Raw genomic sequence first — 26,891 nt, forward strand, 5'->3', positions numbered from 1 at the left:
GGGCGTGCGCGCCTCGCCTGACCGATTCGATCAGCCGACCGATCCGCCCGCCTGGGAGCAGTGGGCGGCGGGCTTCGTCGTCTTCATGCTGACCGGCGCCCTTTTCGCGCCCGTCTTTGCGCCGGATCAGAGCGAGACCCCCATGCTGCGGTTCCTGTGGCTGCCGGTCTATGCGGTGACGGCGGGGCTGATCGTCTTCCGGTTCGAGCGCGTCATTCGCGCCTGGCCGGCCTGGCTGGCGGTGGGCGCCCTCGTCGGCCTGGCCTATGTGTCGCAGTACTGGTCGATCGATGCGGAGGTGACGGAGCGGCGCGTCATCGCCCTGGCGATCAACAGCGCCTTCGCCGTCTATCTGGGCGCCGTCTTTAATGGCTCCGCCCTGCCCCGCCTGTTGATGCGCGCGGGCCTGGTGATGGCGATCGGCAGCCTGATCATGGTCTTCCTGTTTCCTCGGATCGGAGTGCACCAACTGGACAACGCCGGCCTGTGGCGCGGGCTCTGGTACGAAAAGAACCAGATGGGCCTGGTCATGGTGGTCGGCGCCGTCTCGGCCGCCGCCGTTCTTGTCGCCGATCATCTGGCTGACAATGGCCGCAAACCCTGGATCGCCCTCCTGACCCTGGCCCTCACCACGCTTCTGGTGGTCGCCACCCAGTCCAAGACCTCCCTGCTGTGCCTGATCCTGGGGGTCGGCATGGTCGGCGGCTGGTGGGTGCTTCGCCAAGGCGGAGCCGCCGTCACCGTGGTTGCGGTCTGGTTGGGGGTCGTCATGGCGGCCGGCGGCGCCTGGCTTTGGAACACACAGTCCGCCGTCATCCTCGAAGCCCTGGGCAAGGATCCCTCCCTGACCGGCCGGACCCTGATTTGGGAGGCGTTGATGCGCAAGGTGGCCGACCGTCCCTGGACCGGCTACGGTTTCAGCGCCTTCTGGGGCGTGGACTCCATCCCCGCGCGCGCGATCCGAGTAGAGACCCAATGGCCGGTTCCCTCGGCCCACAACGGCTGGATCGACCTTCTGGTCCAGCTGGGCTGGCCCGGCGCCGTCCTCGTGGGTTTGGTGATGGCCGTTTCGGCGGTGATGATTCTGGCCCGGCTGAACGGAATGGGCGCGCGCGAGGGTTTCTGGAGCCTGGGCTATATGACGGGCTTCTTCGTCCTGAGCCTTTCGGAGAGCGTGCTTCTGACCCACGCCAACCTGCCCTGGGTGCTGATGCTGGCGATTTTGGCCCGCGCCGTGACCTTCGATCCCGTTCCGGCACGACCGCCGCTTGCTCGACCGCCCCAGCGGGCCTACCAGAACCGGCCCCGAATCGCCTCAGACTATGTGAATGGCCGCCGATCTCTTCGCTTTTGACGACACGCCCCAGCCTCCGAAGCCGGAGGCGCCCAAGCCTGTCCCGACGCCGGGCGCTGCGGCGGCGCCCGCCCCTGCGCCCGCACCGACCCCGGCCGCTGCGGTCCCCGGCGGCTATTCCGCCTCCTCGATCGAGGTGCTGGAAGGCCTGGAGCCCGTCCGCAAACGCCCCGGCATGTATATCGGCGGCACCGACGAACGCGCCCTGCACCACCTGTTCGCCGAAGTCCTCGACAACGCCATGGACGAGGCGGTGGCCCGCCACGCACGGCTGATCACCGTCGATCTGGACGCCGAAGGCTATCTGTCCGTCCGCGACGACGGCCGCGGCATCCCCGTCGACCCGCACCCCAAACACCCCGGCAAGTCGGCGCTGGAGGTGGTCATGACCGTCCTCCACTCGGGCGGCAAATTCTCGGGAAAGGCCTATGAGACCTCGGGCGGCCTGCACGGCGTCGGCGTCTCGGTCGTCAACGCCCTCAGCGAAAGCGTCGAGGTCACGGTCTGGCGCGACGGTTTCGAGTGGAGGCAGGCCTTCTCGCGCGGCCATGTCCTGGCCCCGATCCAGCAGGTCGGCCCGTCCAAGAAGCGCGGCACCCTGATCCGCTTCAAGCCGGACGAGCAGATCTTCGGTGTCGGCGCGGCCTTCAAGCCCGCCCGCCTGTTCCGTATGGCGCGCTCCAAGGCCTATCTGTTCCGCGGCGTCGAGATCAAATGGACCTGCGCCCCCGAACGGATCACCGACGCCACCCCGGCACAGGCCCTGCTCCACTTCCCCGGCGGCCTGGCCGACGCCCTGGCCGACCGCATCGGTGAGCTGGAAACCGTCACCCCCACCTTCGCCGGCCGCGCCGAGCGTCAGGGCGAGGCGGGCGCCTTCGAATGGGCGGTCACCTGGTCGCCCGCCGGTTTCGGCGAGGCGGACGGCTTCATCCAGTCCTACTGCAACACCGTCTCCACCCCCGACGGCGGCACGCACGAAGCCGGCTTCCGCGCGGCCCTGGTCAAGGGGCTCAAGGCCTATGGCGAACTGACCAATGAGAAACGCGCCGCCATCATCACGGCCGAGGACGTCATCGCCAACGCCGGCGCCCTGATCAGCGTCTTCATCCGCAATCCCGAGTTCCAGGGCCAGACCAAGGACCGTCTGTCCTCGCCCGAGGGGGCGCGGATCGTCGAACAGCTGCTGCGCGACCCGCTGGACCACTGGCTGACCGAAAGCCCCAAACAGGCCAACGCCCTGCTCGGCTTCGTCATCGACCGGGCCGAAGACCGGCTGCGCCGCCGCAAGGACAAGGAGGTCCAGCGCGCCGCCGCCACCCGCAAGCTGCGCCTGCCCGGTAAACTCTCCGACTGCTCGCGTCAGGCCGCCGAGGGCACCGAACTCTTCATCGTCGAAGGCGATTCAGCCGGCGGCTCGGCCAAACAGGCGCGCGACCGCACCACCCAGGCCATCCTGCCCCTGCGCGGCAAAATCCTGAACGTCGCGTCGGCCACGGCGGACAAGCTGCGCCAGAACGTCGAACTGTCCGATCTGGCCCTGGCGCTCGGCGTCCAGCCCGGCAATCGCTTCAACATCGACGACCTCCGCTACGAGCGGATCATCATCATGACCGATGCCGACGTCGACGGCGCCCACATCGCGGCCCTGCTGATCACCTTCTTCTATCGCGTCATGCCCGAGACGATCCGTCAGGGCCGGGTCTTCATGGCCTTGCCGCCGCTGTACCGGATCTCCGCCGGCCCCTTGAGCGAATACGCCCGCGACGACGTCCACCGCGACGAGCTTCTGGCCACCGTCTTCAAGGGCAAGAAGACCGAGATCGGCCGGTTCAAGGGCCTGGGCGAAATGATGGCCTCCCAGCTGAAGGAGACCACCATGGACCCGAAGAAGCGCACCCTGGCCCGGATCACAGTGCCGGACGCCGAGGCGAGCATCGAGGATTTGGTCGAACGGCTGATGGGCAAGCGGGCTGAGGCCCGTTTCCAGTTTATCCAGGAAAACGCCCAGTTCGTGAAGGAAGAGCTGGACGTCTGATCCCGCCCGCCACGCCCCCGTGACGCCTGGACCCAGGCGCGCTAGAGGGCGACAGACCAAGACCGACAGCCGGATCGATCCATGACCCAGACGCCGCCCCGCGCCGCCATCATCCTCGCCGCCGGCCAGGGCACGCGGATGAAATCGCCCCTGCCCAAGGTGCTGCATCCGGTCGGCGGGCGCGCCATGCTGGATCACGCCATTGACGCCGCCGAGGCCCTAGGCTGCGAGCGGGTGGTCGTGGTGGTGGGCGAGCATTCGCCGGAGGTCCGGGCCCACGTCGTCAACCGCCTGGGCGAGGCTGCGATCGCTGTCCAGGACCCGCCCCTGGGCACCGGTCACGCCGTGCGCGCCGCCGAACAGGCTCTGGCCGGGTTCGAAGGAGACGTGGTCGTCACCTATGGCGACGTCCCCCTGCTGAAGGCCGCCGACATCGCGCCTGTCTTCGGCGCGTCGGGGGTCACCGTGATCGGTTTCGAAGCCCGCGACCCGGGCGCCTATGGCCGTCTGATCCTCGAGGGCGACATCCTGACCGCCATCACGGAGGCCAAGGAGGCCTCGCCCGAGGTGCTGGCCGTCACGGCCTGCAACTCGGGCGTCATGGCCGCGCCGGCCGCCCTGCTTTTTTCCCTGTTGGCCCAGGTCCGCAACGATAACGCCAAGGGCGAATACTATCTGACTGACGTCGTCGAACTGGCGCGCAAGGCCGGCCATCCCACCCGCGCCGTCTTCGCCGATGAGGACGCGGTCATGGGGGTCAACGCCCAGGCGGAACTGGCCCAGGCCGAGGCCCTGTTCCAAAAGGTTCAGCGCGAGACCTTCTTAGCCGCCGGCGTGACCATGAGCGCGCCGGACACCGTCCACTTCGCCTGGGACACCCAGGTCGGAGGCGGAACGGTCATCGAACCCTATGTGGTCTTCGGGCCGGGCGCCGTGATCGAGGGCGGGGCGCGCATCCGCAGCTTCAGCCATATCGAGGGCGCGCGCGTGGCGGCCGGGGCGGAGGTCGGCCCCTACGCCCGGCTGCGGCCAGGCGCGGACCTGGGCAGGGGCGCCAAGGTCGGCAACTTCGTCGAGGTCAAGAACGTCTGTATGGCCGAGGGCGCCAAGGCCAATCACCTGGCCTATCTGGGCGATGGATCGGTCGGCGCCGGCGCCAACATCGGGGCGGGAACCATCTTCTGCAACTATGACGGCTTCAACAAGGCGCAGACCGAGGTCGGGGCCGGCGCCTTCGTCGGCTCCAATTCCAGTCTCGTCGCCCCCGTGACGGTCGGCGCGGGCGCCCTGGTCGCCTCCGGCTCCGTCATCACCGAGGACGTGCCGGCCGACGCCCTCGCCTTCGGCCGGGCCCGCCAGACGAACAGGCCGCAAGCCGCCGCCGACTTCCGTGAAAAGGCCAAGGCCAAGAAGGAGGCGGCCAAGGCCGCTAAGCTGAAATGAGCGATCTGCAAAAGAAGAACGCCGGCGAAGCCGCCGCCCAGCATGTCGAGCCCGGCATGGTGGTGGGCCTGGGCACCGGCTCGACGGCCGCCTGGTTCGTCAAGGCTCTGGCTGCCCGCAATCTGTCCGGTCTGCGGTGCGTCCCCACATCCGAAAAGACCGCCGACCTGGCGCGCGATCTGGGCCTGACCCTATCGACGCTGGAAGACACGCCGCGCATCGACCTGACCGTCGACGGCGCGGACGAGGTCGGTCCCGGCCTGGCCCTGATCAAGGGGGGCGGCGCCGCCCTGTTGCGTGAAAAACTGGTGTGGGAGGCGTCCAGCCGCTGCATCGTCATCGCCGACGCCGCCAAGGTGGTTCCGGTGCTCGGCGCCTTTCCCCTGCCGATCGAGGTCGTCGCCTTCGGGCACAAGACCACGGCCAATCGCATCGCCGACGTCCTGGTCGACCATGATATCCATGCGCCGGCGCGCGTGCGCCAGGCGGATCGCGGTCTGGTTCGCACCGACGGCGGCAATCTGATCTATGACGCGGCTTGCAAGGCTATCCACGACCCGGTGCGCCTGGCCGACGACCTGAAGCTGATCACCGGCGTGGTCGAACACGGCCTGTTCCTCGACCTGGCGGACTTGGCGATCATAGGGATGGATGACGGAGTCTACACGATTCAGCCTTAAGGCGACTATTTCTCTTCCTCATTCTTGAGCAAGACGTGCTCGCGGCGGATTGCATCTACGATTTCAGAACGCGCCACTCGCGTGCTGACGTGGCCGCGCTCTGCCGCATAGAGCCCCGCCAAATAGGCCTTGTCCCAATCAGTCAGAGATTCCGCGTCTGCGGGTTGAGTGAAGATATTCAGGATGGATGCATAAGCACTGGTGTCCGAATCGGGATCGATTTGGGCGAACGTGACCATGGCGACGTAATCCGCTAACTGCTGTATTGTGACGTTGGCCACTTGGTCGACATCGATGATTACAATCGTACGAAAAATGTCATCAACGATTTGGGAGTTCAGCCGCGACGCTGCGAATACAGGAACCACCGGCGCCATCTCGAATCCCTTAATGCAGGATCCAGAACAGTCTCCGGGAATACGGACGGCGCGCATGCCCGTGTCTGAATCGACCGGCATGGATACATTCCACCAACGGACCGGACGATCTGAAGCCCGAAACCGCCGCAGGGACTCCCTGCCTCTGTCCATTCCGGAACCGCCGATTCTAAACGTTCTAGGGCTCTCTTCAACCATAGCGTTCGCTGTTGCTGCGCCGTCTGATGTCGCCACGACCAGAGCATTGGGCGTGCAACCGGGCTTTCCAGCCTTCAGGCCCAAATCGTCCGCTATCTCTGATACGCGATCTACGATATACTGTGCAGGTTCGCGTTGCAGATTGGCGACGCCCACACACACAGGATCGCGCCATCGCGCCAGGCCCCGCCCATTGTTCGGCGCCGCAACCTCCCTCACAAAGTCGCTGATCATGCTGTCTAGAGGGCGACCGACAACTTCGACATCTTCAAGTCTGACCGCAGCAGAAGATGAAGAAGGCGTCTCAACACGTAGCTGGTCATCGCCCGATTGCGGAAAAATTACAGCCGCTGTCAAAAGGAGCCCAATCATACCCGCCACCCATTAAGTCCTGACAGCACACTGTTCGACCGCACACCCGAAGTCAACCTTTTGGCCATGTCTATGCAACCTTTTCGTGCTCTATTGACCTTAGCTTGTCTCGCTAGAACAACGTACTTATGTCAGTGGTCCGCCTGGGCTGCGGCGCGTGCCGGCTCTGTCACTGCGGCTGTGTTTCGGAGCGCTCCATGGCTGATTACGACTACGACCTCTTCGTCATCGGCGCCGGCTCCGGGGGCGTGCGTGCAGCGCGGCTGACCGCCCTGGACGGAAAGCGGGTCGCGGTGGCCGAGGAATACCGGGTCGGCGGCACCTGCGTCGTCCGAGGATGCGTGCCCAAGAAATTCATGGTCATGGCCTCCGAGGTCAGCCATGCGTTGGAGATCGCTGAGGGCTACGGCTGGTCGTTCGACCAGGCCCGGTTCGACTGGCCGACCTTTCTCGAAGCCAAGGACGTCGAAATCGCGCGTCTTTCGGGCATCTACGCCGCCAATCTGGGTAAGGCCGGCGTTGAGCTGGTCCATGGTCGGGCTGTGTTGAAAGACGCCCATACGGTCGAAATCGTCGGAAAGGATCAGGTTTTCACCGCTGAAAGGATACTGATCGCCACCGGCGGCCGCCCATGGAAGCCGGACGGCCTGACCGGGATCGAGCACGCCATCACCTCGGAAGAGGCCTTCCACCTGCCCGAACTGCCCAAGCGCATCCTGATTGCGGGCGGCGGCTATATTGCGGTGGAGTTTGCGGGAATTTTCGCCGGCCTGGGCGTCGAGACGACCCTGATCTATCGCGGGCCGAATATCCTGCGCGGCTTCGACGACGATGTGCGCGCCCATCTGGCCGGCGAGATCGAAAAGCGCGGCATCAAGGTGATCTTGGGCTGCCAGCACGAGAAGATCGAGAAGACGCCCACCGGACTGATCAACCACCTCGAAAACGGCATGAAGCTGGAAACGGATGTGGTCATGTTCGCCACCGGCCGGGTTCCGCATGTGAAGGGCTTGGGGCTGGAAGCCGCAGGGGTCGAGCTCAACGAGGCCGGGGCGATCAAGGTGGACCGCTGGTCAAGGACGACGGCCGAAAACATCTGGGCCATCGGCGACGTCACCGACCGGATGAACCTGACTCCGGTGGCTATTCGCGAAGCGGTGGCCTTTCACCAGACCGTCTTCCGCGACAATCCCCAGCACTTCGACTATGAGGCCGTGGCGACGGCGGTGTTCAGCCAGCCGCCCGTCGGCGTGGTCGGCCTGTCGGAGGCCGAGGCGCGCCGGTCTTGTTCGGCCGGCGTCGATGTCTATGTCACCCGCTTCAGGCCGATGAAATACGCCTTCACCGGCTCAGAGGAGCGGGTTCTGATGAAGCTGGTCGTCGACGCTGACAGCCAGAGGGTGGTCGGCGTCCATATCGTCGGGCCGGACAGTCCGGAGATGATTCAGCTCGCCGCCATCGCCGTTAAGGCCGGCCTCACCAAGCCGCAATGGGATGCGACCTGCGCCGTCCACCCCACCATGGCGGAGGAGTTGGTGACCTTGAAGGAAAAGCAGTCCAGCAGCACCTCGGCGGGCTGAACCTTCCGCAATTCAGGCCGGGCCCTCAGTGTTGATAGGGCCTAGCCGCATCTTCATCCGGCCGAAGCGCACGAGGACGCCCGCGCGGGCGCTCACGGAACTGTTCGATCAGGTCCAGACGCCCCGCGTCCGGGGTCGGAACGGCGACGGGACCGTCGTTCCGAAGCAGCAGCAACGTCGGATTCCCCGTTCCGGCCGCCATCGGCCAGTCGGGCCGGCCCACTCCGTTCGGATCGCCGGAGCGGGCGAAGCTGGTCCAGTAGCCCATCATGGCCTGGGAGGCGACCTGATCCACCGGCCGCACCGGATAGGGCAGAAGCGACAGCGTTCCAAAGACATAGGGCCGCTCGATCGCATGGGTGGCGCCGCCGTGCGGTTCGGGATTGTCCGGCGAGGAAATGTCGAACCGATAGAGATAGGCGGGTCGTCCTGCGGCGGCGTGCAGCCGCGCCAGCAGCCGTGCGGGTTCGGAGAATACGGCGTCGGTGATGAAACCGCGGTCAAACCCGGCCTCTCCGCCATAGGCCTGGATGATCTGGGCACGTTCCAGCCAGGTCATGTCGTCGTCGATCATGCCGTAGCCGTTTCGGTCGGTGGGCTTCATCCACCAGAATTCGGCGCTGTTGGTCCCGATGATCAAGGGCGCCGGCGACTGCCGCCCGGCGCGGAAGGCCGCCTCGACGGTCGAAGGCACGATCCTGCCGTCGATCAGAGTCAGGTCGCCGTTGGCGAAGACGGGCGCAGGCGTCAGCAGCAGTTCGACCGGCGCCGACCGCAGATCAGCCGCCGTCATCAGATTGTGGCCGTGCGCCCAAACCTCGCCCCGTTCGGGGGCGGACGGCAGGTCAAAGGCGCCGCGTCGATCCAGGGGCGTCTGCAACTCACGACCCAGTCCGGACTGAACGACGGCCCGGGCGAACAGATCACGCGCCGGAGGCGAGATCATCAGGCGGGTCACCATGGCGCCGCCGGCGGATTCCCCGAATATGGTGACGTTGTCGGGGTCGCCGCCGAAGGCGGCGATATTGGCCTTTACCCACTTCAGGGCGGCGATGACGTCCATGACGCCATAGTTGCCCGCCGGCTCATCGGCCGGCCGTTCGGCCGCCAGGGCGGGGTGATCAAAGAACCCCAGCCGTCCCAGGCGATAGTTGAGCGTGACCACCACCATGCCCTGACGCGCCAGGTGCGACCCGTCATAGAGCGCGGCCGTGCCCGAGCCGTTCACCAGTCCGCCGCCATGGATCCACACCATCACCGGCGCCGGCGCGGACGTATCGAGGGGGCGCCAGACGTTCAGGTTCAGGCAGTCCTCGCTCATCGGCAGGGGGCCGACGCCGGGGTCGCCCTGCGGCGTGGCCTGAATGCAGATGGGGCCATAGGTGGAAGCGTCGCGACGGCCTTCCCATCGCGGGGCCGTCCCGGGCGGCCGCCACCGCATCTCTGCGACCGGCGGGGCGGCGTAGGGAATGTTCTTGAAGGCGGCGACTTCCCCCTCCGCCACACCTGTCAGCTCGCCCTGATCGATCCGCACCAGAGGCGGATCGTCGGCGGGCCGGTCTGTGGGTTGAGCGATCATCAGGGAGAGGGTGGCCAAGGCGCCGGCGATTGTCATGTCCCGTCCTTAGCAAATTCCCTCGACGGGCCAATGACGATCCGAAAATGATTTGTGTTGGCGTGAACCTTTTCGTCAGGTGGGCGTTTAGGCCCGGTTCGACTGGGGCGTGGCTTGACTGAACTTCTGACACAGGGCGCGTCGATCGCCGATTTGGCGACCGCGTTTGCGGCTTCGCCCAATCCCTATCTGTTGCTCACCCCGGATTTGCGGATCTTCGACGTCAATCAGGCCTATCTGGACGTCACCCGTTCGCATAGGCCCGATCTCCTGGGTCGGCCGCTGTTTCAGGCTTTCGATTCCGGACCGGGGCAGGAGGCGCCCGAAAACGTCCGGCAGGTCAGGGCCTCACTTGAAAAGGCGCGCGACACCCGACAGCGCGACCATCTGGCCCTCGTCCGCTATTCGCTCCCACGACGCCTGGATGATCGCCGGGAGGTGTTCGAGGAGCGGATCTGGAGCGCCACCCATACGCCGCTGCTCAACGCCGAGGGCGAGGTCGTACTTCTGCTTCAGCACACGATGGATATCACGGACCTGTTCCCGGCCGCCCCGCGCGACGAACCGACCACGGCCCTCGATGCCATCGTCGGCGGTTCCGTTCTGCGGCGCGCCCAGTCGGTGCAGGAGGACAACCGTCGCCTGGAGAAGGAACGCAACCGCCTGGTCGAGATGTTCATGCAGGCGCCGGGCTTCGTCGCCATTCTGTCGGGCCCGGACCACTGTTTTCAGATGTACAACGCCGCCTACGGGCAGTTGATCGGCCACCGCGACATCGCCGGCAAGCCGATCCGAGAGGCGCTGCCTGAGCTGGCCGGCCAAGGCTATTACGAGTTTCTCGATTCCGTCTTCGCTACAGGCGAAGCCTATGAGGGGCGCGAAAGCCTGGCGCAACTTCAGCGGCGGCCGGGAGCGCCGCTGGAAAACCACTATCTCGACTTCATCTATCAGCCCATTCGCGACGAGGCCGGCCAGGTGGTCGGCATCTTCGTACAGGGTCACGACGTGACCGAGAACGTCCTGGCCGCCCGCCGTCAGAAGTCGATGATCGACGAACTGAACCACAGGGTGAAGAACACCCTGGCGACGGTCCAGTCCATCGCGATCCAGACGGCGCGGTCCCACCGCGACCCCTCCACCTTCGCCCAGGCCTTCCAGGCGCGAATCCTGGCACTCTCCCACACCCATGATCTTCTGACGCGGACCCATTGGGAGGGCGCCGATCTGCGCGCCATTCTGGAACACGAGACCGAAGCGTTCGGTCCGACGCGCTTCCACCTGAACGGTCCCGCCGTCGCCCTGGCGCCGGCTACAGCCCTGTCTCTGGGCATGATCTTCCATGAGCTGGCGACGAACGCCGGCAAATACGGCGCCCTGTCCACGCCCGACGGACGGGTTCTGGTCGATTGGGGCTTGGCGGATCATACCGCGCCGAAACTAAAGCTGACCTGGCGAGAGTTGGACGGGCCAAAAGTTGCGCCACCGGACACAAGGGGCTTTGGTAGCCGATTGATTGAACGAAACATTCGCCACGATCTGGCGGGTGAGATCGATCTGGTTTACGGCAAAGACGGATTGATTGCGGAACTCATGGTTCCCCTCGACAGGACACCCCTATGAACCAGCCGCTGAGTGGACGCCGTGTCTTGGTTGTGGAGGACGAGTCCCTCGTCGCCATGTTGCTCGAGACCATTCTGGAGGACATGGAGTGCGTGCCCATCGGTCCCGCGTCCAATATCGACGAGGGCGAGACCCTGGCCCGCGACACGGTCGAGCTGGACGCAGCCCTGTTGGACGTCAATGTCGCCGGCCGGCAGGTCTTTCCCGTAGCGGAGGCCCTGAAAGCCCGCGGCGTGCCCTTCGTCTTCTCGACCGGCTATGGCGAAGGCGGTCTGCCGGACGAATGGCGCGGGTCGCCGACCATCCAGAAGCCCTTCACAGAGGCGGCGGTGCGCGACGCCTTGCTGAAGGCTATGGGCGTGGCCGAGGTCTGATTCGGGTTTCAAGCTCGATGGGGGGCGAACCAGCCTGTCTCCGAATGTTGAACCGCCCCTGAAACGGCCAAGACCGCCAGCGTATGTTCGATCGTGCGGGTCTTACGCCGTCCGCCGCCTTCAAACGCCGCCGCCAGATGCTCAGGCTGCATGGGGACGCCGGCGCGTCTCAGACGGAACAGCAGGGCTGAGGCCAAGGGGCCCGGCTCCTCCGGAAGCTGCGGCCGGCTGGGCGGCGATACCAGGACCGCCTCGGTCTGGACGGGCTGGGGCGCGATGATCCGTACCTTGCCGCTCTGATAGGCGGGACGGACGAAGCGCACCCTTCCCTGGGTCTCCTCCTCCGCCCTCCTTGGATTCAGCTGCGTCAGTCCCGAGACGATCGTCGCCTCATCCGCATCGGCCGGCCAGCCGTAGGCCTTGGTCACCCGCTCATCCAGCCGGCGATGAAGATGATCGAGGATGCCGATGCGGCCGCGCTCATGTCTGTCCCGTTCGGACGCGTCGAGTGGCCGGGGATCGGCCGCGCGGGTCATCGCATTATAAAGCGCCGTCATGGTTAGGTCGGGATTCTCAGCCAGGACGCGCGCCCGTGTCTGGTCCAACTCCTCCCCCAGGGCCGCCAGTTCAGCCGCCTGGGCCGGGTCCAGTTCGGGAAAGGGAAAGCGGTCGAAACAGACGCCTTTCACATAGACGGCCTCGCGCTGATACTCGCCGATCCTTCCACCGTTCGCGGCGAACCAGGCCCGATGGACGCGGGACGACAGCACCGCCAGCACGGCCGGATCGTCACTGGCGATGACGACGAGCTTGTTGTCGGGCAGGACGTCCTTGTCCAGAAAGCGGAACCAGCGGTGTTTGGCGGTCTCGACCGTGACGATGTAGCGATCAAGACCCGTCAGGGCCGCGCGAAGCTCGCGGCGCGGCTCGCCGAAGAGCCACCAGCTGTCCCTGTAGGCGGCGCGGTTGTTGCGCTCCCGCTCGGGCTTCACCGTCTCAAGCAGATGCTGATAGATCAGAGGATGGCGACGCCGCACGTCGGCCTCGTCCCACCCGAACAGGTCGATCACCTCAAGATTGCGGCTGCGATCCGCCAGGTCGCGACCATTCCGATAGGCGCGGATCGGCGACGGCGCTCCGACCTCTGAACCGGCCAGCAGGGCGCGTCCCTGCTCCGGCGTCACCAGGAATCCGGCGCCCATCAGCTGGACGCCGCGATAGGCCAGGTGCGCATTGGACCTCAGATCGACCGCCCGGCCCAGCCCCTGGTCGATCATCAGGTCCGCGCCGATGACCCCTCGCCTTTCCTGAAAGGTCAGACGGGGAAGATCGGTGTCGAGGTCGGCCTCGTCGGTCACGCCCAGCCACCGGCCCTGGCCGTCCGCCTCCCCCCTTTCCGCCACCGACATGGCGATGCGGACGTCGGCGCGGCCGACGCCGACGACCCACGGATGGTCAGGGATGGCGAATACCAATCGAACCGCCGGGCGGCGGTTGAGATGATGCGCGATGACACGGCGCGAAAAGGTCTGGGTGACGGAATTGGTGGTGATGAAGCCGAAGCGGCGCAGGATTGAGCCCGGCCGGGTCAGAATCTCGGCCGCGCGATCCCACCAGACGGTGACCAGATCGGCGGAGCGAAACCGACCGCCGCGCACCTGGTCCAGGGCGGCCACATAGCCGTCGCCGAAGGCCGCACGCAGATCCTTGCCGCCCATGAACGGCGGATTGCCGATGATGAAATGCGCCTCCGGCCAGGGCGTCGGCCGTGGATCGACATAGTGTTCGACCGCACGATCCCCGCCCGTTTCGCCCAGCCCCCCAGCGATCCGCGAACAACTGACCAGGGCGTCGACATGCACGACCCGGCGGAAATCCTTCAAAATCGGTTCAGAAGGGGCGGCGTCGCCGAACAGGCGGAAATGCCATTGCAGATGGCCGATCCACATCACCATCTCGGCGATCCAGGCGGCGTAGGCGTTCTTTTCCAGCCCATGGAATTGTTCGGGACTGACGACATGGCCGTCCAGACCCAGGCGGCCCTGCTTCTCCCCCATTTCCGCCAGAACGCCCAGAACCTCTCCCTCAAGCGCCTTCATCATATGCATGGCGACATAGAGAAAGTTCCCCGTCCCGCAGGCCGGGTCCAGAACCCGCACCCGGCAAAGCTGATCATGAAAGGCGCGGATCATCCGCCTTGCGCCCTGGACGTCGCCTTCGAGATAGAGCCCCAGGGCCTGGGCCTCGACCGCCTCCCAGTCCGCTCTCAGGGGCTCCATGATGGTCGGCTCGATCAGGCGTTCGACATAGGCCCTTGGGGTGTAGTGCGCCCCCAGTTCCGCGCGCTCTTGCGGATCCAGGGCCTGTTCCAAAAGGGCGCCGAAGATGGCCGGCTCGACCAGGGCCCAGTCGCACCGGGCCGCCGCGATCAGGGCCTCAAGCTCCTCTTCCGTGATCGGCAAGGGGACGGCGGAGCGGAACAGGCCGCCGTTGAAGCGGCGAAGACGCTGCTGAATCGCCAGACAATGCCCGCCCTGGTCCATAAGGCCGAAGAAGACCCGCGCCCCTTCGTGGAACCGATCCGCCTTGCCCCGATAGGCTTCGAGAAACCGCAGAAAACCCCGCTCCTCGATCAGGCCGACGCTGTCGGCGAACATGGCGAAGATGCACTGCATCACGAAGAGGGCGGTCTGGTTGGCGCGCGCCGCCCGCTGAACCCGGTCTTCGCCCGCCGTCGATCGCCTCTGGCCAATCGAGCGCACAAGCCAGGCCAGACGTCGGGCGATGTCCGTCGTCGCCTCTGCGACCGCAGCGGCGGGATCCAAGGACAGGGGGTCGAGCCAGATCCGGCGCAGCCTGTCGCGGACCTCGGGCGCGCGAAGATGCTCCAGCTCGATGCGGTAGGTGGCGCGATCCGGGTAAGGAATATAGGCCTTCCCCTGACGATCGAAATCCGACCAGACCTCGATGCACCGGCCCACGTCGACGATGATCAGAAAGGGCGGCCATTCATCCAGCGCCTTGGCGTAGTTCTCAGCCTGGCGCTTCGCCGCGCGCATCAGGCGATCCACCGCCTCAGGCGAAGGCGCGCGGGGTCTGGCGCTGTGTTTGAGGAAAAGCGACAGTTGGACCGCCGGATCAAGGGGGCCGCCGTCGCGCCGCTTCGACGACTGTTTGGCCTCCAGCACGAAACAGCCGCGCTTGGCGCAGTCGATCCAGCCCTGGGTCGCGCGGCCGTCGTCATGCCGGAAGCGGACCGGCCGCTCGAAACAATAGTCCAGGTCGCCGGTTCGCTCGTCGTCGGGCGCCGGGACCCCGATCAGACGGCACAGCTGAATGATGAAGGTCTGATAATGCGACCGTTCCCCGATCGGGGCATGGGCCCAATGCGCGATAAAGGCGTCGACATCCACAGATTGCTCCCCGGCTACGGAAGCAACCTATAGTTAAATTTCGCGCTCCCGCAACCTAAGAGCGCACGCCGTCCAGCCAGCGGGCGTGCAGCACAGGCTTGCCCAGCCAATAGGCCAGTTCTGCGGGATTTTGGATGTCCCAGGCAGCCAGATCGGCCCTGAGACCGACCTCCAACCGCCCCAGGTCGGCGCCGAGACCCAGGGCGTGGGCCGCCTCTCGCGTCGCCGCAGCCAAAGATTCCTGGGGAGTCAGTCGAAACTGAACGCAGGCCAGATTCATCGCCGCCGTCATGGAGGCGAGCGGAGAGGTTCCCGGATTGCAATCTGTAGCCACCGCCATTCGGACGCCGTGACGGCGCAAGGCGTCGATCGGCGGAATCCGGGTCTCGCGCAGCATCAGAAAGGCGCCCGGCAGCAGCACCGCGACGACCCCCGCCTGGGCCATGGCCGCCACCCCGGCCTGGGTCGCATATTCGATATGATCGGCGGACAGGGCGCCGTAACGCGCCGCCAAGGCCGCCCCGCCGCTGTCGGACAACTGGTCCGCATGCAGTTTGACCGGCAGACCCAGCCCTCTCGCCTTGTCGAACAGGCGCGACACCTGATCGGGGGAAAAGGCGATCGGCTCGCAATAGGCGTCCACCGCATCGACCAGTCCCTCGGCGTGGGCGGCAGGCAGTATGTTTTCGACGGCCTCATCGACATAGGCTTCGGGGTTCGCGCGATGCTCCGGCGGCGTGGCGTGCAGACCCAGATAGGTCGTGCGAACCCGCACCCCGCCCTCTCGACCGATGCGGCGGGCGACGCGCAGCATCTTCAACTCGCTGTCTCGGTCCAGACCATAGCCGGACTTGATCTCTACGGTGGTGACCCCCGTCGCCTTCAGCCCCTCCAGCCGTTCCATGGCCGAGGCGAACAGTTCGGCTTCCGACGCCGCGCGGGTGGCCCGGACCGAAGACAGAATCCCTCCGCCGGCCCGTGCGATCGCCTCATAGGTCGCGCCGCCCAGCCTCTGTTCGAACTCGGCCGCTCGATCGCCGCCGAAGATCAGATGGGTATGGCAGTCGATCAGGCCGGGCGTGATCCAGCGCCCGTCGAGCCGCTCCGTCCTGCGGGCCGAGACAGTCGGCAGGTCCGCCCGATGTCCGATCCAGACGATGCGTCCGTCCGCCGCCGCCACAGCGGCGTCCTCGATCACCCCATAGCCCCCCTCGCCTTCGGACAGGGTTGCGGCGTGGCAGTCGGTCAGAAGCAGGTCGATCTTCATCGTCTGGGCTCCCCGCCGCGGCCGCCGGAACGGGCGGAGGAAAAAAGCGCGACCAGATCATAGCGGTCGCCCGGAAAGATCTGGCGCACCTGGGTCACGCCCAAACCGTCGCGCCAGGTCCGTCGTTCCACGCAAAGGCAGGCGGCGCCCCTCTTGATCTGCAGGAGGCGCGCCGATTGGGCGTCCGCCCCCATCGCGCCGATGCGATTTTCAGCCTCGGTCCAGGGTTCTGATTCCAGGAGCCAGCTTCCGGGCGAAACCCGTTTAAAATCGACGGCGATCGCCTGGGGCGCAGCCTTCAGCCCGATCAGTCGCCGCTCGAGGGCCAGGGGAATTGAATCGGCGCTGTGAAGACAGGTCAGGTCCAAAAGGCGCGCGCCGGCTGCAAGTTCCGCTTCGGCAGCGTCCGTCGGCCCGCGCTCGATCTGCGTCAGAAGCCGATAGCCGTAGACCTGTCCCCGCTCCGTCACCTCGGCCCTGAGATCGGGGATGGCCAGGAAGGCGGCGTGGGCCTTGGGCTGGGCCACAAAGGTGCCGGCGCGGCGTCGGCGCACCACCAAGCCTCGGGCCGCCAGTTCCGACAGGGCTTTGGACACGGTCGCCCGCGAACAGCCGTAGTCCTGCATGAGCTCATGTTCGAACGGCAGCCGCCGCCCCGGCGCGAGGGCGCCCGAAAGGATGCGATCCTCCAGATCGGAATAGATGCGGCGATGCAGCGGCCCCGCGCTCACGCCAGCACCGCCTTCAAGGCCTGGCGATAGCGCGCCTCAATGGCGTCGCGCGCGACATGGCGCCCCTGCCGGACCACCAGCCGTCCCGCGCGCCAGACCGAGGCGACGCCCCCTCTGGGCGCCCCGAAAATCCAGCTGTCCAGCACCGCGTCTCCGAACCGGCCCTCCAAACTGATGTGGCCACCGTCAAGGGCGACGATGTCCGCTGCGGCGTCCAGGCTCAACCCGCTGGACACGCCGGTCGCCTGAGCGCCCCCGGCCAGGGCCTGATCAAACAGAAACCGTCCGGTCGAACGATCGGGGTCAGCCATGACGGCCCGGCCTCTGAGGGCCAGCCGCTGGCTGTATTCCAGCATCCGCAGTTCGTCAGCCAGGCCGATCTGCACATTGGAATCCGTGCCCACCCCGAAACGGCCGTCGGCGCGGTGATAGGCCGCCGCCGGGAAGATTCCGTCGCCCAGATTGGCCTCTGTGATCGGACACAGGCCGACCACGCTCCCGCGCGCGGCGACTCCCCGCCATTCGGTCTCCGCCACATGGGTGGCGTGGATCAGGCACCAGCGTGGATCGACCGGAGCGTTAGCCAACAGCCATTCCACGGGGCGCGCCCCGGACCAGGCCAGACAGTCCTCAACCTCCTTGGTCTGTTCCGCCACATGTATATGGATCGGCCCCTGTCCGGCCATGGCAAGCAGCGCCTGCAACTGTTCCGGCGTGACGGCGCGCAGGCTGTGAGGCGCCACCCCCACCCTGGCGTCCGCCAGTCCGGCGGTCAGGGCGCGGCAATCGGCGACAAGGGCCGCATAGCCGTCGAGGTCGGTGATGAACCGTCTCTGACCTTCGGTCGGCGCCAGGCCGCCGAAGCCGGAATGGGCGTAAAAGACCGGCAGCAGGGTCAGGCCGATGCCCGTCGCCTCGGCCGCCGCCGCGATCCGGGTCGCAATCTCCGCCCGGTCGTCGTAAGGCGCGCCGGTCGGGTCGTTGTGGAGGTAGTGGAACTCCGCCACCCGGGTGAAGCCGCCCTCCAGCATTTCGGCGAAGGCCAGGGCCGTGATGGCCTCGATCTCGTCAGGGCCGCCCCGATCCAGAAACCGGTACATCAGACGCCGCCACGTCCAGAAGTCGTCATCGGTCGGCCCCCGCGCCTCGGTCAAACCGGCCATGGCGCGCTGAAAGGCGTGGCTGTGCAGATTGGCGACGCCCGGCAGGGCCACGCCGCCGCCCTGGTCTTGCGGCGACCGTAAGACATCCGCTTCCAGCGTAGAGATGCGTCCCGCCCGGATCCCGACCCTCACGCCGCGCGCCCAGCCTTGGGGCAGCAGGGCCGCCTCGAACCAGAGCGACAGATCGACGGGCGCGGGCTCGGGCGTCACTGGACAGGTCCATCGGGTTGCGATCAATATGTCTAGACATACCACGACGATCCGATTTGGCGAGGGAGGTCGAGATGACGTTCGACTGGCTGACCGTGCACGAGGGCGCCGCCCCCCTGATCATCGGCCTGCCCCACACGGGAACGACCATTCCTGAAGCGATCGAGGCGCGGATGAACTCGCCCTGGCTGGCGCGCAAGGACGCCGACTGGTGGGTGGATCGGCTTTACGACTTCGCCCGGGACATGGGCGCGACCACGGTTTGCACCGCCCTGTCGCGCAGTGTGATCGACGTGAACCGCGACCCGTCCGGCGCATCCCTCTATCCGGGCCAGATCACGACCGGCCTTTGTCCGCTCGAAACCTTCGACGGCGAGCCCCTTTACCGGCCCGGCCAGGCGCCCGACGCTGCCGAGATCGAGGAAAGGCGGGCGGCCTGGTTCGATCCCTATCATGCGGCGCTTCAGGCCCAGATCGACCGGTTGCAGGCGAAGGGCCCCCTGGTCGTCTATGACGCCCACTCGATCCGATCGGTGGCGCCCCGGCTGTTCGCCGGCGAACTGCCCCAGTTCAACATCGGCGACAATGACGGCGCCACCTGTGCGCCGCGGCTGACCCAGGCGGTCGAGGCCGCCTGCGCCGTCAGCGGGGACAGTCTGGTCGTCAATGGGCGGTTCAAGGGCGGTTGGACCACGCGCCGCTACGGCCGCCCCCAAGCCGGCGTGCACGCCATCCAGATGGAGCTGGCGGACCGAGGCTATATGCGCGAACCGGCCGAGGCTCTGACGCCCGAAAACTGGCCTACTCCCTATGAGCCGGAGCGGGCCGAGACGATGCGCCGTCATCTGCGCCGCGTCCTGAACGCCTGCATCACCTTCGCCGAGAGCCGGACATGAAGACCAATATGCGCGTGATCCGCAGCCCGCGCGGTCCCGAAAGGACCGCCAAGACCTGGGCCGCCGAGGCCGCAATCCGGATGTTGATGAACAATCTCGACCCGGAAGTCGCTGAACGACCGCAGGATTTGGTGGTTTATGGCGGGATCGGCAAGGCGGCGCGGGATTGGCCGGCCTTCGACCGGATCGTCCAAACTCTGACCGATCTGGCCCCCGATGAGACGCTTCTGGTCCAGTCGGGCAAGCCGGTGGGCGTGTTCCGCACCCATGCGGATGCGCCACGCGTGCTGATCGCCAACTCCAACCTCGTGCCGAAGTGGGCGACATGGGATCATTTCTCAGAACTCGACCGTAAAGGGCTTATGATGTATGGACAAATGACCGCAGGGTCATGGATCTACATCGGCACCCAGGGCATTGTTCAGGGCACCTATGAGACCTTCATGGAGGCCGGTCGCCAGCATTACGGCGGCGACTGGTCCGGGCGATGGATCCTGACGTCGGGCCTGGGCGGAATGGGCGGGGCGCAGCCGCTGGCGGCCACAATGGCGGGAGCCTCCTGTCTGGCCGTCGAATGCCAGCGCAGCCGGATCGAGATGCGGCTGAAGACCCGCTATCTCGACGTCATGTCGGAAAGCCTGGACGAGGCGCTCGACCTGATCGAGCAGGCCAAGATCAGCAAAAAACCTATCTCGGTTGGCCTGTTGGGCAATGCGGCGGACCTTCTGCCTGAACTTGTCAAGCGCGGGGTGAAGCCCGATCTGGTGACGGATCAGACCAGCGCCCACGATCTGGTGAACGGCTATCTGCCCTCCGGCTGGTCCGTGGCGGAATGGGAGGACCGTCGCCAGTCCGATCCCGGCGCCGTCTCTTCAGCCGCCGCCGCCTCCATCGCCCGCCATGTCCAGGCCATGCTTGATTTCCAGGCGTCCGGCGCGCCCGTGGTCGATTACGGCAACAACATCCGTCAGCTCGCCCTGGATCAGGGCGTGGCGCGCGCGTTCGACTTTCCCGGCTTCGTGCCCGCCTATATCCGCCCCCTGTTCTGTCGGGGGGTGGGGCCGTTCCGCTGGGCGGCCCTGACCGGCGATCCGGAGGACATCCGCAAGACCGATGCGGCGATGAAACGGCTGTTTCCCGACAATGCGGGCCTGCATCGCTGGCTGGACATGGCGCAGGAAAGGATCGCCTTTCAGGGCCTTCCGGCCCGAATTTGCTGGATCGGACTAGGCGATCGTCATCGCGCGGGGCTGATGTTCAACGACATGGTCGCCTCGGGCGAGTTGTCGGGGCCGATCGTGATTGGGCGGGATCATCTGGATTCCGGCTCCGTCGCCAGTCCCAACCGCGAGACTGAGGCCATGGCGGACGGGTCCGACGCCGTATCGGACTGGCCCCTGCTGAACGCCCTTCTGAACACGGCCTCCGGCGCCAGCTGGGTGTCGCTGCATCACGGCGGCGGGGTCGGCATGGGCTATTCGCAGCATTCCGGCGTGGTCATCGTCGCCGACGGCACGCCGGAGGCGGCCCGCCGGCTTGAGCGGGTCCTGTGGAACGACCCCGCGACAGGCGTCATGCGCCATGCGGACGCCGGTTACGAGGTCGCCCGTGCGGCGGCGCGGGCGCACGGTCTGAATCTTCCCAGTCTCGAGGCTTGATCATGACAGAACTGATCATCGGCGCTGCGCGCCTGACCTTGCCCCAGTTGCGCGCCGTCCTGGAGGGGCCGGTGACGGTCGCCCTGACGCCCCAGGCTTGGTCCGACGTGGAGCGCGGCGCCGAGACGGTGGCCGCCATCGTCGCTGAAGGGCGAACGGTCTATGGGATCAACACCGGCTTCGGTCTCCTGGCCAACACCTCCATCGCGCCTCAGGATCTTGAGACCCTGCAACGCAATCTGGTGCTGAGCCATGCCTGCGGCGTCGGCCCTCTCCTGCCCGACCCAGTGACGCGGCTGATGATGGTGCTGAAGATCGCCAGCCTGGCCCGCGGCGCCTCGGGCGTTCGCCGCCAGACGCTGGAGGCCCTTATCGCCCTGGTCGAGGCGGACATCCTGCCCTGTGTCCCATCCAAGGGATCGGTGGGCGCCTCGGGCGACCTTGCGCCCCTCGCCCATATGAGCAGCGTCCTGATCGGCGTCGGCGAGGCTCGTCAGGGCGGCGCGGTTCTGGACGCCCAGGCGGCCCTGGCCAAGATCGGGCTGGAGCCGCTGGTTCTGGGGCCGAAGGAAGGCCTAGCGCTTCTGAACGGCACCCAATGCTCGACCGCCCTGGCCTTGGCGGGTCTGTTCGCCGCAGAGGCGGTGTTCGCCGCAGGGATCGCGGCCGGCGCCCTGTCCGTCGACGCCCTGAAGGGGTCAGACGCCCCGTTCGATCCACGAATCCACGCCCTGCGCGGCCAGCCGGGCCAGATCGCCGTCGCGGGCCGACTGAGAGCGCTGATGCAGGGCTCGGCCATACGCGACAGCCATAGAGACGACTGCGCCAAGGTTCAGGATCCCTACTCCCTGCGTTGCCAGCCCCAGATCATGGGCGCCGTGCTTGACGTCCTGACGACCGCGGCCGACGCGCTGGAACGCGAGGCCAATGCAGTGACCGACAACCCTCTGGTCTTCATCGATGACGGGGATGTGATTTCAGGCGGCAACTTCCACGCTGAACCCGTGGCTTTTGCAGCGGACCAGATCGCAATGGCCCTGTGCGAGATCGGCAATGTCTCCGAGCGGCGGACGGCCATTCTGGTCGATCCGAAGATGAGCGAACTGCCGGCCTTCCTGGTTCGTGAAAGCGGGCTGAACTCCGGCTTCATGATCGCCCAGGTGACGGCTGCGGCCCTGGTGGCCGAGAACCGGATGATGGCCCACCCGTGCAGCATCGACACCGTGCCGACCAGCGCCAACCAGGAAGACCACGTCAGCATGGCGACCCATGGCGCGCGACGCCTGTTGGACATGGCGGAGAACGCCGCCACTGTGGTCGCGATCGAACTGCTGGCGGCGGCCCAGGGGTTGGAGTTCCACCGTCCCCTCACCAGTTCCAAGGACTTGGAACGAGTCTACGCCCTCGTCCGCGAAGCCGCCGCCCCCTACGCCAGCGACCACTATTTCGCGCCCGACATCGCCCGCGCGACCGACGGGGTTCGGGCGGGGCGGTACCGCCCCTTCGCCCTCGACCTGCTGCCCTCCGCCTGAGACGGAGCCAGCCCCTGATCAGGGCTGGCGTTCCACCGCCAGCGCATAGGCGCCGGTCTCATTGGGGGCCAGGGCCCGGGCGCGCACGACGTACCAGCCGTCTTCCGGCGCGGTCCATTCCAGCTTGGCGTGGGTGTCCGACAGCCCGTCATCGTCCGTCGCCAGACTGGTGAAGGCTTCGCCGCCTTCGCCCAGATCCAGGAAGGCGTCAAAGGCGTTCGAGACCAGGGTGATGCGCAGCTTCTCGTCCTTCTTGGCCTGGAAGCGATAGGCGTCGTAATAGGCGCCCTCTTCGGTCATGGCGTCGGTGGAACTCAGGGTTCCGCGCGCCGTGGCGCCGACCAGGATGCTGCCGGGTTCCGGCTCCGGGCCGCGCTCGGTCAGTTCGAGGGCGTAGAGCCCGTCCTCTTCCGCCGACAGGGGCATGACCCGGATGACGTAGTCGCCGGTCTTCGGCAGGGTGAAGTTCAGCCGCGAATCCGTACCCTGGGCCAGGCCGTCGTCGTCGCTGGCCAAGGCGGTGAAATCGCCTTCGGCGGCCCCAACCTCCAGATAGGCGTCGAAGTCGCCGGATCGAAGGATCGCCTGGATACGCTGTCCCTCCGCGCCGGAGAAGGCGTAGGCGTGATAGTGTTTGCCGCCATCTGACTGGGGATCTTCGGTCTTGATCTCGCCTTCGACCGTGTCGCCGAACTGTATCGGCGTCGGCGGCGGCGGGGGCGCGACTTCGCTGACGGTCAAGGTGAATCGTCCCTCTCCGTCGCCGCTGAAGGCCCGCGCCTCGACCACATAGTCTCCCGCCGTATCGAGGGTCGCCGTCAGGCGCGAATTCGTACCCACGCCTGCGCCGTCGTCGTCCTGGGCGATCACACTGCCATCAACACCGTTTCGCAGGACCAGATAGGTGTCGAAATCCTTTGACGACAGTTCAATGGCGACCCGCTGCCCCGCCTCAGCGCTGAAGCGATAGAGCTGGGCGCGTTGACCGTCGTCATTGGCCCCCGTGTCGGCATTCAGTTCGCCCTCGACCTTATCGCCGATCGCGAGGGGTTTCGCAGGCGGGGCGTCAGGGGCGGGCGCCAGTCCGATCGTATAGGCGCCGGTTCCGTCCTGCACGGCCGTGGCGCGGATCACATAGTCGCCCGCCGTCGACGCCGTGAAGACGAGGCGGGAGTTCAGCCCCTGATCGGGGCCGTCGTCATTGTGAGCCAGTTCGACGAAGTCGCCGCCCGCCATTCGCCCGACCCGCACCAAGGGATCGAAGTCGTCGGAGTCCAGGGTGATGATGACTCTCTGGCCCTGTTCCGCCCGGAAGCTGTAGGCGTCATAGGAGCCGCCGTCCTCCTGTTGGGGGTCGCGATCGGTCAGTTCTCCGGCCTCCTCGGCGCCCAGTCGGATCCGCGCGGGCCGGGGCGCTCGGGCCGGGGCGGGCCGTTCGCGGAGCGACAGGCTGTAGCCCCCGCCGTCCGTTCCCGACAGGGTCCGCGCCCGCAGCACATAGGTTCCGTCCTCTTCGGGCGTAAAGCGCAGCCGCGCGTCCGTGCCCTCACCCAGACCGTCGTCGTCTTCCGCCAAGGACTCGTCCGATCCTTCGGCGTAAAGGGCCAAATAGGCGTCAAAGGAGTCGGATCTCAGCACCGCCTCCAGCCGCTGGCCCGCGCGCGCGGCGAATCGATAGTCGTCATAGACATAGTCGCCGTCGGTGTCCCGGGCGTCGCCGTCCCCCAGGGCGCCGTCAACGGTCGCGCCGATCCTCAGGCTGGCAGCCTCCTGCGCCAGGGCGGGCGAGACGCTCCAGATCAGGGCCAGGGCGCCGGCGGCGGCGAGAAGCGAGGGCTTCATGAAGAACACTCCAAGAGTTTGCGCCCGATCATAGACGCAGAACGGGGACGGCTGTAAATCGCGCCATCCCCTTTCCGTCCCTTCTCGCCCAGGAGCTCTCATGTCGGCCGAGCCCGCGCACGCCATACTGATCGACGGCAAGGCCTATGCGGCCGCCCTGGTGGACCGGGCCGCCGCCGCCGCCGCCCGCCTGGAGGCCAATGAGGGGGTGAAGCCGGGCCTGGCCGTCGTCATCGTCGGCGAAGATCCGGCCAGCCAGATCTACGTCCGCAACAAGGGCGAGACCACGCTGCGCGCCGGCATGCGGTCCGACACCCACCGCCTGCCCGACACGATCAGCCAGGAAGATCTGCTCGCCCTTATCGCGACCTTGAACGCCGATGCCGACATTCACGGCATTCTGGTGCAGTTGCCGCTGCCGAAACACATCGACTCCTCGGTCGTGCTGGACGCCATTGATCCCGACAAGGACGTCGACGGCTTTCATGTAGTCAATGCGGGACGGCTGGCGGTCGGACTGCCCGGCATGGTCCCCTGCACCCCGCTGGGCAGTCTGATGCTGTTGAAGGATCAGCTGGGCGACCTGACGGGTCTGAACGCCGTCATCGTGGGCCGGTCGAACATCGTGGGCAAGCCGATGGCGCAGCTGCTGCTGGCTGAAAACTGCACCGTCACCGTGGCCCATTCCAAGACCCGCGATCTGGCCGCCCTTTGCCGCACGGCCGACATACTGGTGGCCGCCGTCGGCCGGCCTGAGATGATCAAGGGCGACTGGATCAAGCCGGGCGCGACCGTGATCGACGTCGGCATCAATCGCGTACCGTCCGCCGATCCGGTCAAGGCGGCCGAGGGCAAGACCCGCGTGGTCGGCGATGTCGCCTTCAAGGAAGCGGTGGAGATCGCGGGTCGCATCACCCCGGTTCCCGGCGGCGTCGGCCCCATGACTATCGCCTGCCTGCTGGCCAACACCTATTCGGCCGCCTGTCGCTCCATCGGCGTCGAACCGGAGCCATTGGACGCTTGAAGCGTTGCGGCCGTAGGGCGATAGTCGCCGCCACGGCGCTGATCGCCGAGAGGGGAGAAACCATGGCTCGTTCCAATGCTCGCGCTCTGGCCTTGGCCGCAACGCTCGTCGCTGTTCCGGCGGTGTCCGCCTGCGGCTACAATACGATTCCGACCAAACAGGAACGGGCTGAAGCCGCCTGGGCCGACGTCCAGGCCCAGTATCAGCGCCGGGCGGATCTGGTGCCCAATCTGGTCGCCACCGTTCAGGGCGCGGCGATCCAGGAACGCACCACCTTGACGGAGGTGATCAACGCCCGCGCCCGCGCGACTTCGGTCAATGTCTCGGCCGCTGACCTCAGCAATCCCCAGGCCTTTCAGCAGTACCAGCAGGCCCAGGGGCAGCTTTCCGGCGCTCTGTCGCGCCTTCTGGTCTCTGTCGAAGCCTATCCCCAGCTCCAGGCCAACCAGAACTTCCTGACCCTGCAGTCTCAGCTGGAGGGGACGGAAAACCGGATCACCATCGCCCGCCGCGACTACAATGAGGCCGTGCGGGACTACAACACCACCCTGCGGACCTTCCCCAATGTGATCTGGGCCAAGACGGTCCATTCCGGCTCGCAGCCGATGCAGCTGTTCACCGCGACGGCCGAAGCCCAGTCGGCGCCCAAGGTGGAGTTCAACCTCGGAGCGCCGGCCGCTGCACCGGGCGGCGGGGCGGCGCCGGTGACGCCGGGATCCGCCCCGCCCGCGCAGTGACGTCCTCGTGAGCGGTTTTCTCGCCCGAGTGAAACATCGTGCGGTCGCGGCCGGTCTGGCGGGCCTTCTCACGACCTTGATCATCGCCCTGGCAGTTGCGTCGGCGGCCTTGGCGGAGCCGGCTTTTCCGCCCCTTTCCGGCCGTGTCGTCGATCAGGCGGATCTTCTGGACGCGGCGACGGAGCAGGCCCTTACGGAAAAGCTGGCGGCGCTGGAGGCTCAGTCCAGCGACCAGCTGGTCGTGGTTACGGTGCCGAGTCTGGATGGGCTGGAGATCGAGGACTACGGCTATCAACTGGGGCGCGCCTGGGGGATCGGGCAAAAGGATCAGGACAACGGCGCCCTGCTGATCGTGGCCCCAACGGAACGCAAGGTCCGGATCGAGGTCGGCTATGGGTTGGAGCCGATCTTGACCGACGCCTTCTCGTCCCAGCTCATTCGCAACCGAATCCTGCCGGCGTTCCGCGAGGGCGACTATTCGGGCGGGATCGTCAACGGCGTGGATGGGCTGATCGAACAGCTTCGGCTTGATCCGGCCGAGGCGGAGGCCCGGGCGGCGGCGGCCCAGACGGAAGAGGCCGAGGCTGGAGCCGCCGTGCCCTTGATTGTCATCGCCCTGATGGGTTTCGGCCTTTTCATCGTAGGCGTCAGCCTGGCGAGCGGCGGTCGTCGCCATCGACGCGACGGCGTGTCGCCCATTCTGATCTGGGCCGCGTCCGAGGCCTTGAAGAACGCCGGACGCGGCGGCGGGGGCTTCGGTGGAGGGG

At 66.7% G+C, this 26,891-nt stretch carries 20 protein-coding genes; 13 read left to right on the plus strand and 7 right to left on the minus strand.

The features are described 5' to 3' along the window. The first annotated feature begins 4 nt into the window (after positions 1-4). The 4 genes from AC07XS_RS11140 (at position 5) to rpiA (ending at position 5,515) form a co-directional block, all read left to right on the plus strand. The gene (locus tag AC07XS_RS11140) at positions 5-1,354 is read left to right on the plus strand and encodes an O-antigen ligase family protein (RefSeq protein WP_321208080.1); all 1,350 of its coding nucleotides are present in this window, start codon (positions 5-7) and stop codon (positions 1,352-1,354) included. After that, the gene (locus AC07XS_RS11145; protein WP_182714449.1) at positions 1,329-3,392 is read left to right on the plus strand and encodes a DNA topoisomerase IV subunit B; all 2,064 of its coding nucleotides are present in this window, start codon (positions 1,329-1,331) and stop codon (positions 3,390-3,392) included. The genes AC07XS_RS11140 and AC07XS_RS11145 overlap by 26 nt, the downstream gene beginning before the upstream one ends. A gap of 81 nt (positions 3,393-3,473) precedes the next feature. Continuing rightward, a complete protein-coding gene (gene glmU, locus AC07XS_RS11150) occupies positions 3,474-4,835 on the plus strand; it encodes a bifunctional UDP-N-acetylglucosamine diphosphorylase/glucosamine-1-phosphate N-acetyltransferase GlmU (protein ID WP_182714448.1) in 1,362 nt (453 codons plus the stop codon). After that, entirely contained in the window at positions 4,832-5,515 is a 684-nt protein-coding gene (rpiA, locus tag AC07XS_RS11155; protein ID WP_182714447.1) for a ribose-5-phosphate isomerase RpiA, read from the plus strand. Before glmU ends, rpiA begins: the two co-directional genes overlap by 4 nt. Before the next feature lie 5 nt (positions 5,516-5,520). On the opposite strand, the gene AC07XS_RS11160 is transcribed toward rpiA, so the two are convergent. After that, on the minus strand, positions 5,521-6,462 hold the full coding sequence (locus AC07XS_RS11160) for a hypothetical protein (RefSeq protein WP_224764271.1): 942 nt from the start codon (positions 6,460-6,462) through the stop codon (positions 5,521-5,523). 197 nt (positions 6,463-6,659) lie between these two features. Here AC07XS_RS11160 and gor point away from each other — a divergent pair, with 197 nt between their 5' ends. Beyond that, on the plus strand, positions 6,660-8,042 hold the full coding sequence (gene gor / locus AC07XS_RS11165; RefSeq protein ID WP_182714445.1) for a glutathione-disulfide reductase: 1,383 nt from the start codon (positions 6,660-6,662) through the stop codon (positions 8,040-8,042). Between the two features lie 25 nt (positions 8,043-8,067). Here gor and AC07XS_RS11170 read toward each other — a convergent pair whose 3' ends face one another. Then, complete coding sequence (locus tag AC07XS_RS11170; protein ID WP_494732671.1) at positions 8,068-9,657, minus strand: carboxylesterase/lipase family protein; 1,590 nt, start codon at positions 9,655-9,657, stop codon at positions 8,068-8,070. Between the two features lie 114 nt (positions 9,658-9,771). Here AC07XS_RS11170 and AC07XS_RS11175 point away from each other — a divergent pair, with 114 nt between their 5' ends. Both AC07XS_RS11175 and AC07XS_RS11180 read left to right on the plus strand, forming a co-directional pair. After that, positions 9,772-11,277 (plus strand): sensor histidine kinase, encoded by a 1,506-nt coding sequence (locus tag AC07XS_RS11175; protein WP_321208078.1) that lies wholly within the window; start codon positions 9,772-9,774, stop codon positions 11,275-11,277. Further along, positions 11,274-11,651, plus strand: coding sequence for a response regulator (locus AC07XS_RS11180; RefSeq protein ID WP_182714444.1), 378 nt, complete (start codon positions 11,274-11,276; stop codon positions 11,649-11,651). The genes AC07XS_RS11175 and AC07XS_RS11180 overlap by 4 nt, the downstream gene beginning before the upstream one ends. A gap of 8 nt (positions 11,652-11,659) precedes the next feature. On the opposite strand, the gene AC07XS_RS11185 is transcribed toward AC07XS_RS11180, so the two are convergent. From AC07XS_RS11185 to AC07XS_RS11200, 4 genes are read right to left on the minus strand one after another with little or no spacing between them, the layout of a single operon-like run. Next, positions 11,660-15,064, minus strand: coding sequence for a class I SAM-dependent DNA methyltransferase (locus AC07XS_RS11185; protein WP_182714443.1), 3,405 nt, complete (start codon positions 15,062-15,064; stop codon positions 11,660-11,662). A gap of 55 nt (positions 15,065-15,119) precedes the next feature. Continuing rightward, entirely contained in the window at positions 15,120-16,331 is a 1,212-nt protein-coding gene (gene hutI, locus AC07XS_RS11190; RefSeq protein WP_182714442.1) for an imidazolonepropionase, read from the minus strand. After that, entirely contained in the window at positions 16,328-17,062 is a 735-nt protein-coding gene (hutC, locus tag AC07XS_RS11195) for a histidine utilization transcriptional repressor HutC (RefSeq protein ID WP_182714441.1), read from the minus strand. The genes hutI and hutC overlap by 4 nt, the downstream gene beginning before the upstream one ends. Further along, complete coding sequence (locus AC07XS_RS11200) at positions 17,059-18,435, minus strand: formimidoylglutamate deiminase (protein ID WP_182714440.1); 1,377 nt, start codon at positions 18,433-18,435, stop codon at positions 17,059-17,061. The genes hutC and AC07XS_RS11200 overlap by 4 nt, the downstream gene beginning before the upstream one ends. Before the next feature lie 74 nt (positions 18,436-18,509). On the opposite strand from AC07XS_RS11200, the gene hutG reads away from it, so the two are divergent. The 3 genes from hutG to hutH are packed head-to-tail and all read left to right on the plus strand — an operon-like array spanning position 18,510 to position 22,521. Continuing rightward, positions 18,510-19,331 (plus strand): N-formylglutamate deformylase, encoded by an 822-nt coding sequence (gene hutG, locus AC07XS_RS11205; RefSeq protein WP_182714439.1) that lies wholly within the window; start codon positions 18,510-18,512, stop codon positions 19,329-19,331. Continuing rightward, positions 19,328-20,989 (plus strand): urocanate hydratase, encoded by a 1,662-nt coding sequence (gene hutU, locus AC07XS_RS11210; protein ID WP_182714438.1) that lies wholly within the window; start codon positions 19,328-19,330, stop codon positions 20,987-20,989. Before hutG ends, hutU begins: the two co-directional genes overlap by 4 nt. A gap of 2 nt (positions 20,990-20,991) precedes the next feature. After that, positions 20,992-22,521, plus strand: coding sequence for a histidine ammonia-lyase (hutH, locus tag AC07XS_RS11215; protein WP_182714437.1), 1,530 nt, complete (start codon positions 20,992-20,994; stop codon positions 22,519-22,521). An 18-nt stretch (positions 22,522-22,539) separates the two neighbouring features. Here hutH and AC07XS_RS11220 read toward each other — a convergent pair whose 3' ends face one another. Further along, positions 22,540-24,363, minus strand: coding sequence for a PPC domain-containing protein (locus tag AC07XS_RS11220; RefSeq protein ID WP_182714436.1), 1,824 nt, complete (start codon positions 24,361-24,363; stop codon positions 22,540-22,542). A gap of 100 nt (positions 24,364-24,463) precedes the next feature. Between AC07XS_RS11220 and folD the strand changes: the two genes are divergently transcribed. From folD to AC07XS_RS11235, 3 genes are all read left to right on the plus strand, one after another. Beyond that, entirely contained in the window at positions 24,464-25,387 is a 924-nt protein-coding gene (folD, locus tag AC07XS_RS11225) for a bifunctional methylenetetrahydrofolate dehydrogenase/methenyltetrahydrofolate cyclohydrolase FolD (protein WP_182714435.1), read from the plus strand. Between the two features lie 62 nt (positions 25,388-25,449). Then, positions 25,450-26,124, plus strand: a complete 675-nt coding sequence (locus AC07XS_RS11230; protein WP_054765800.1) for a LemA family protein — start codon at positions 25,450-25,452, stop codon at positions 26,122-26,124. Positions 26,125-26,131: 7 nt separating this feature from the next. After that, on the plus strand, positions 26,132-26,891 hold a 760-nt coding region (locus AC07XS_RS11235), incomplete at its 3' end, for a TPM domain-containing protein (protein WP_182714434.1).

Source organism: Brevundimonas sp. GW456-12-10-14-LB3 (genome assembly GCF_059424365.1).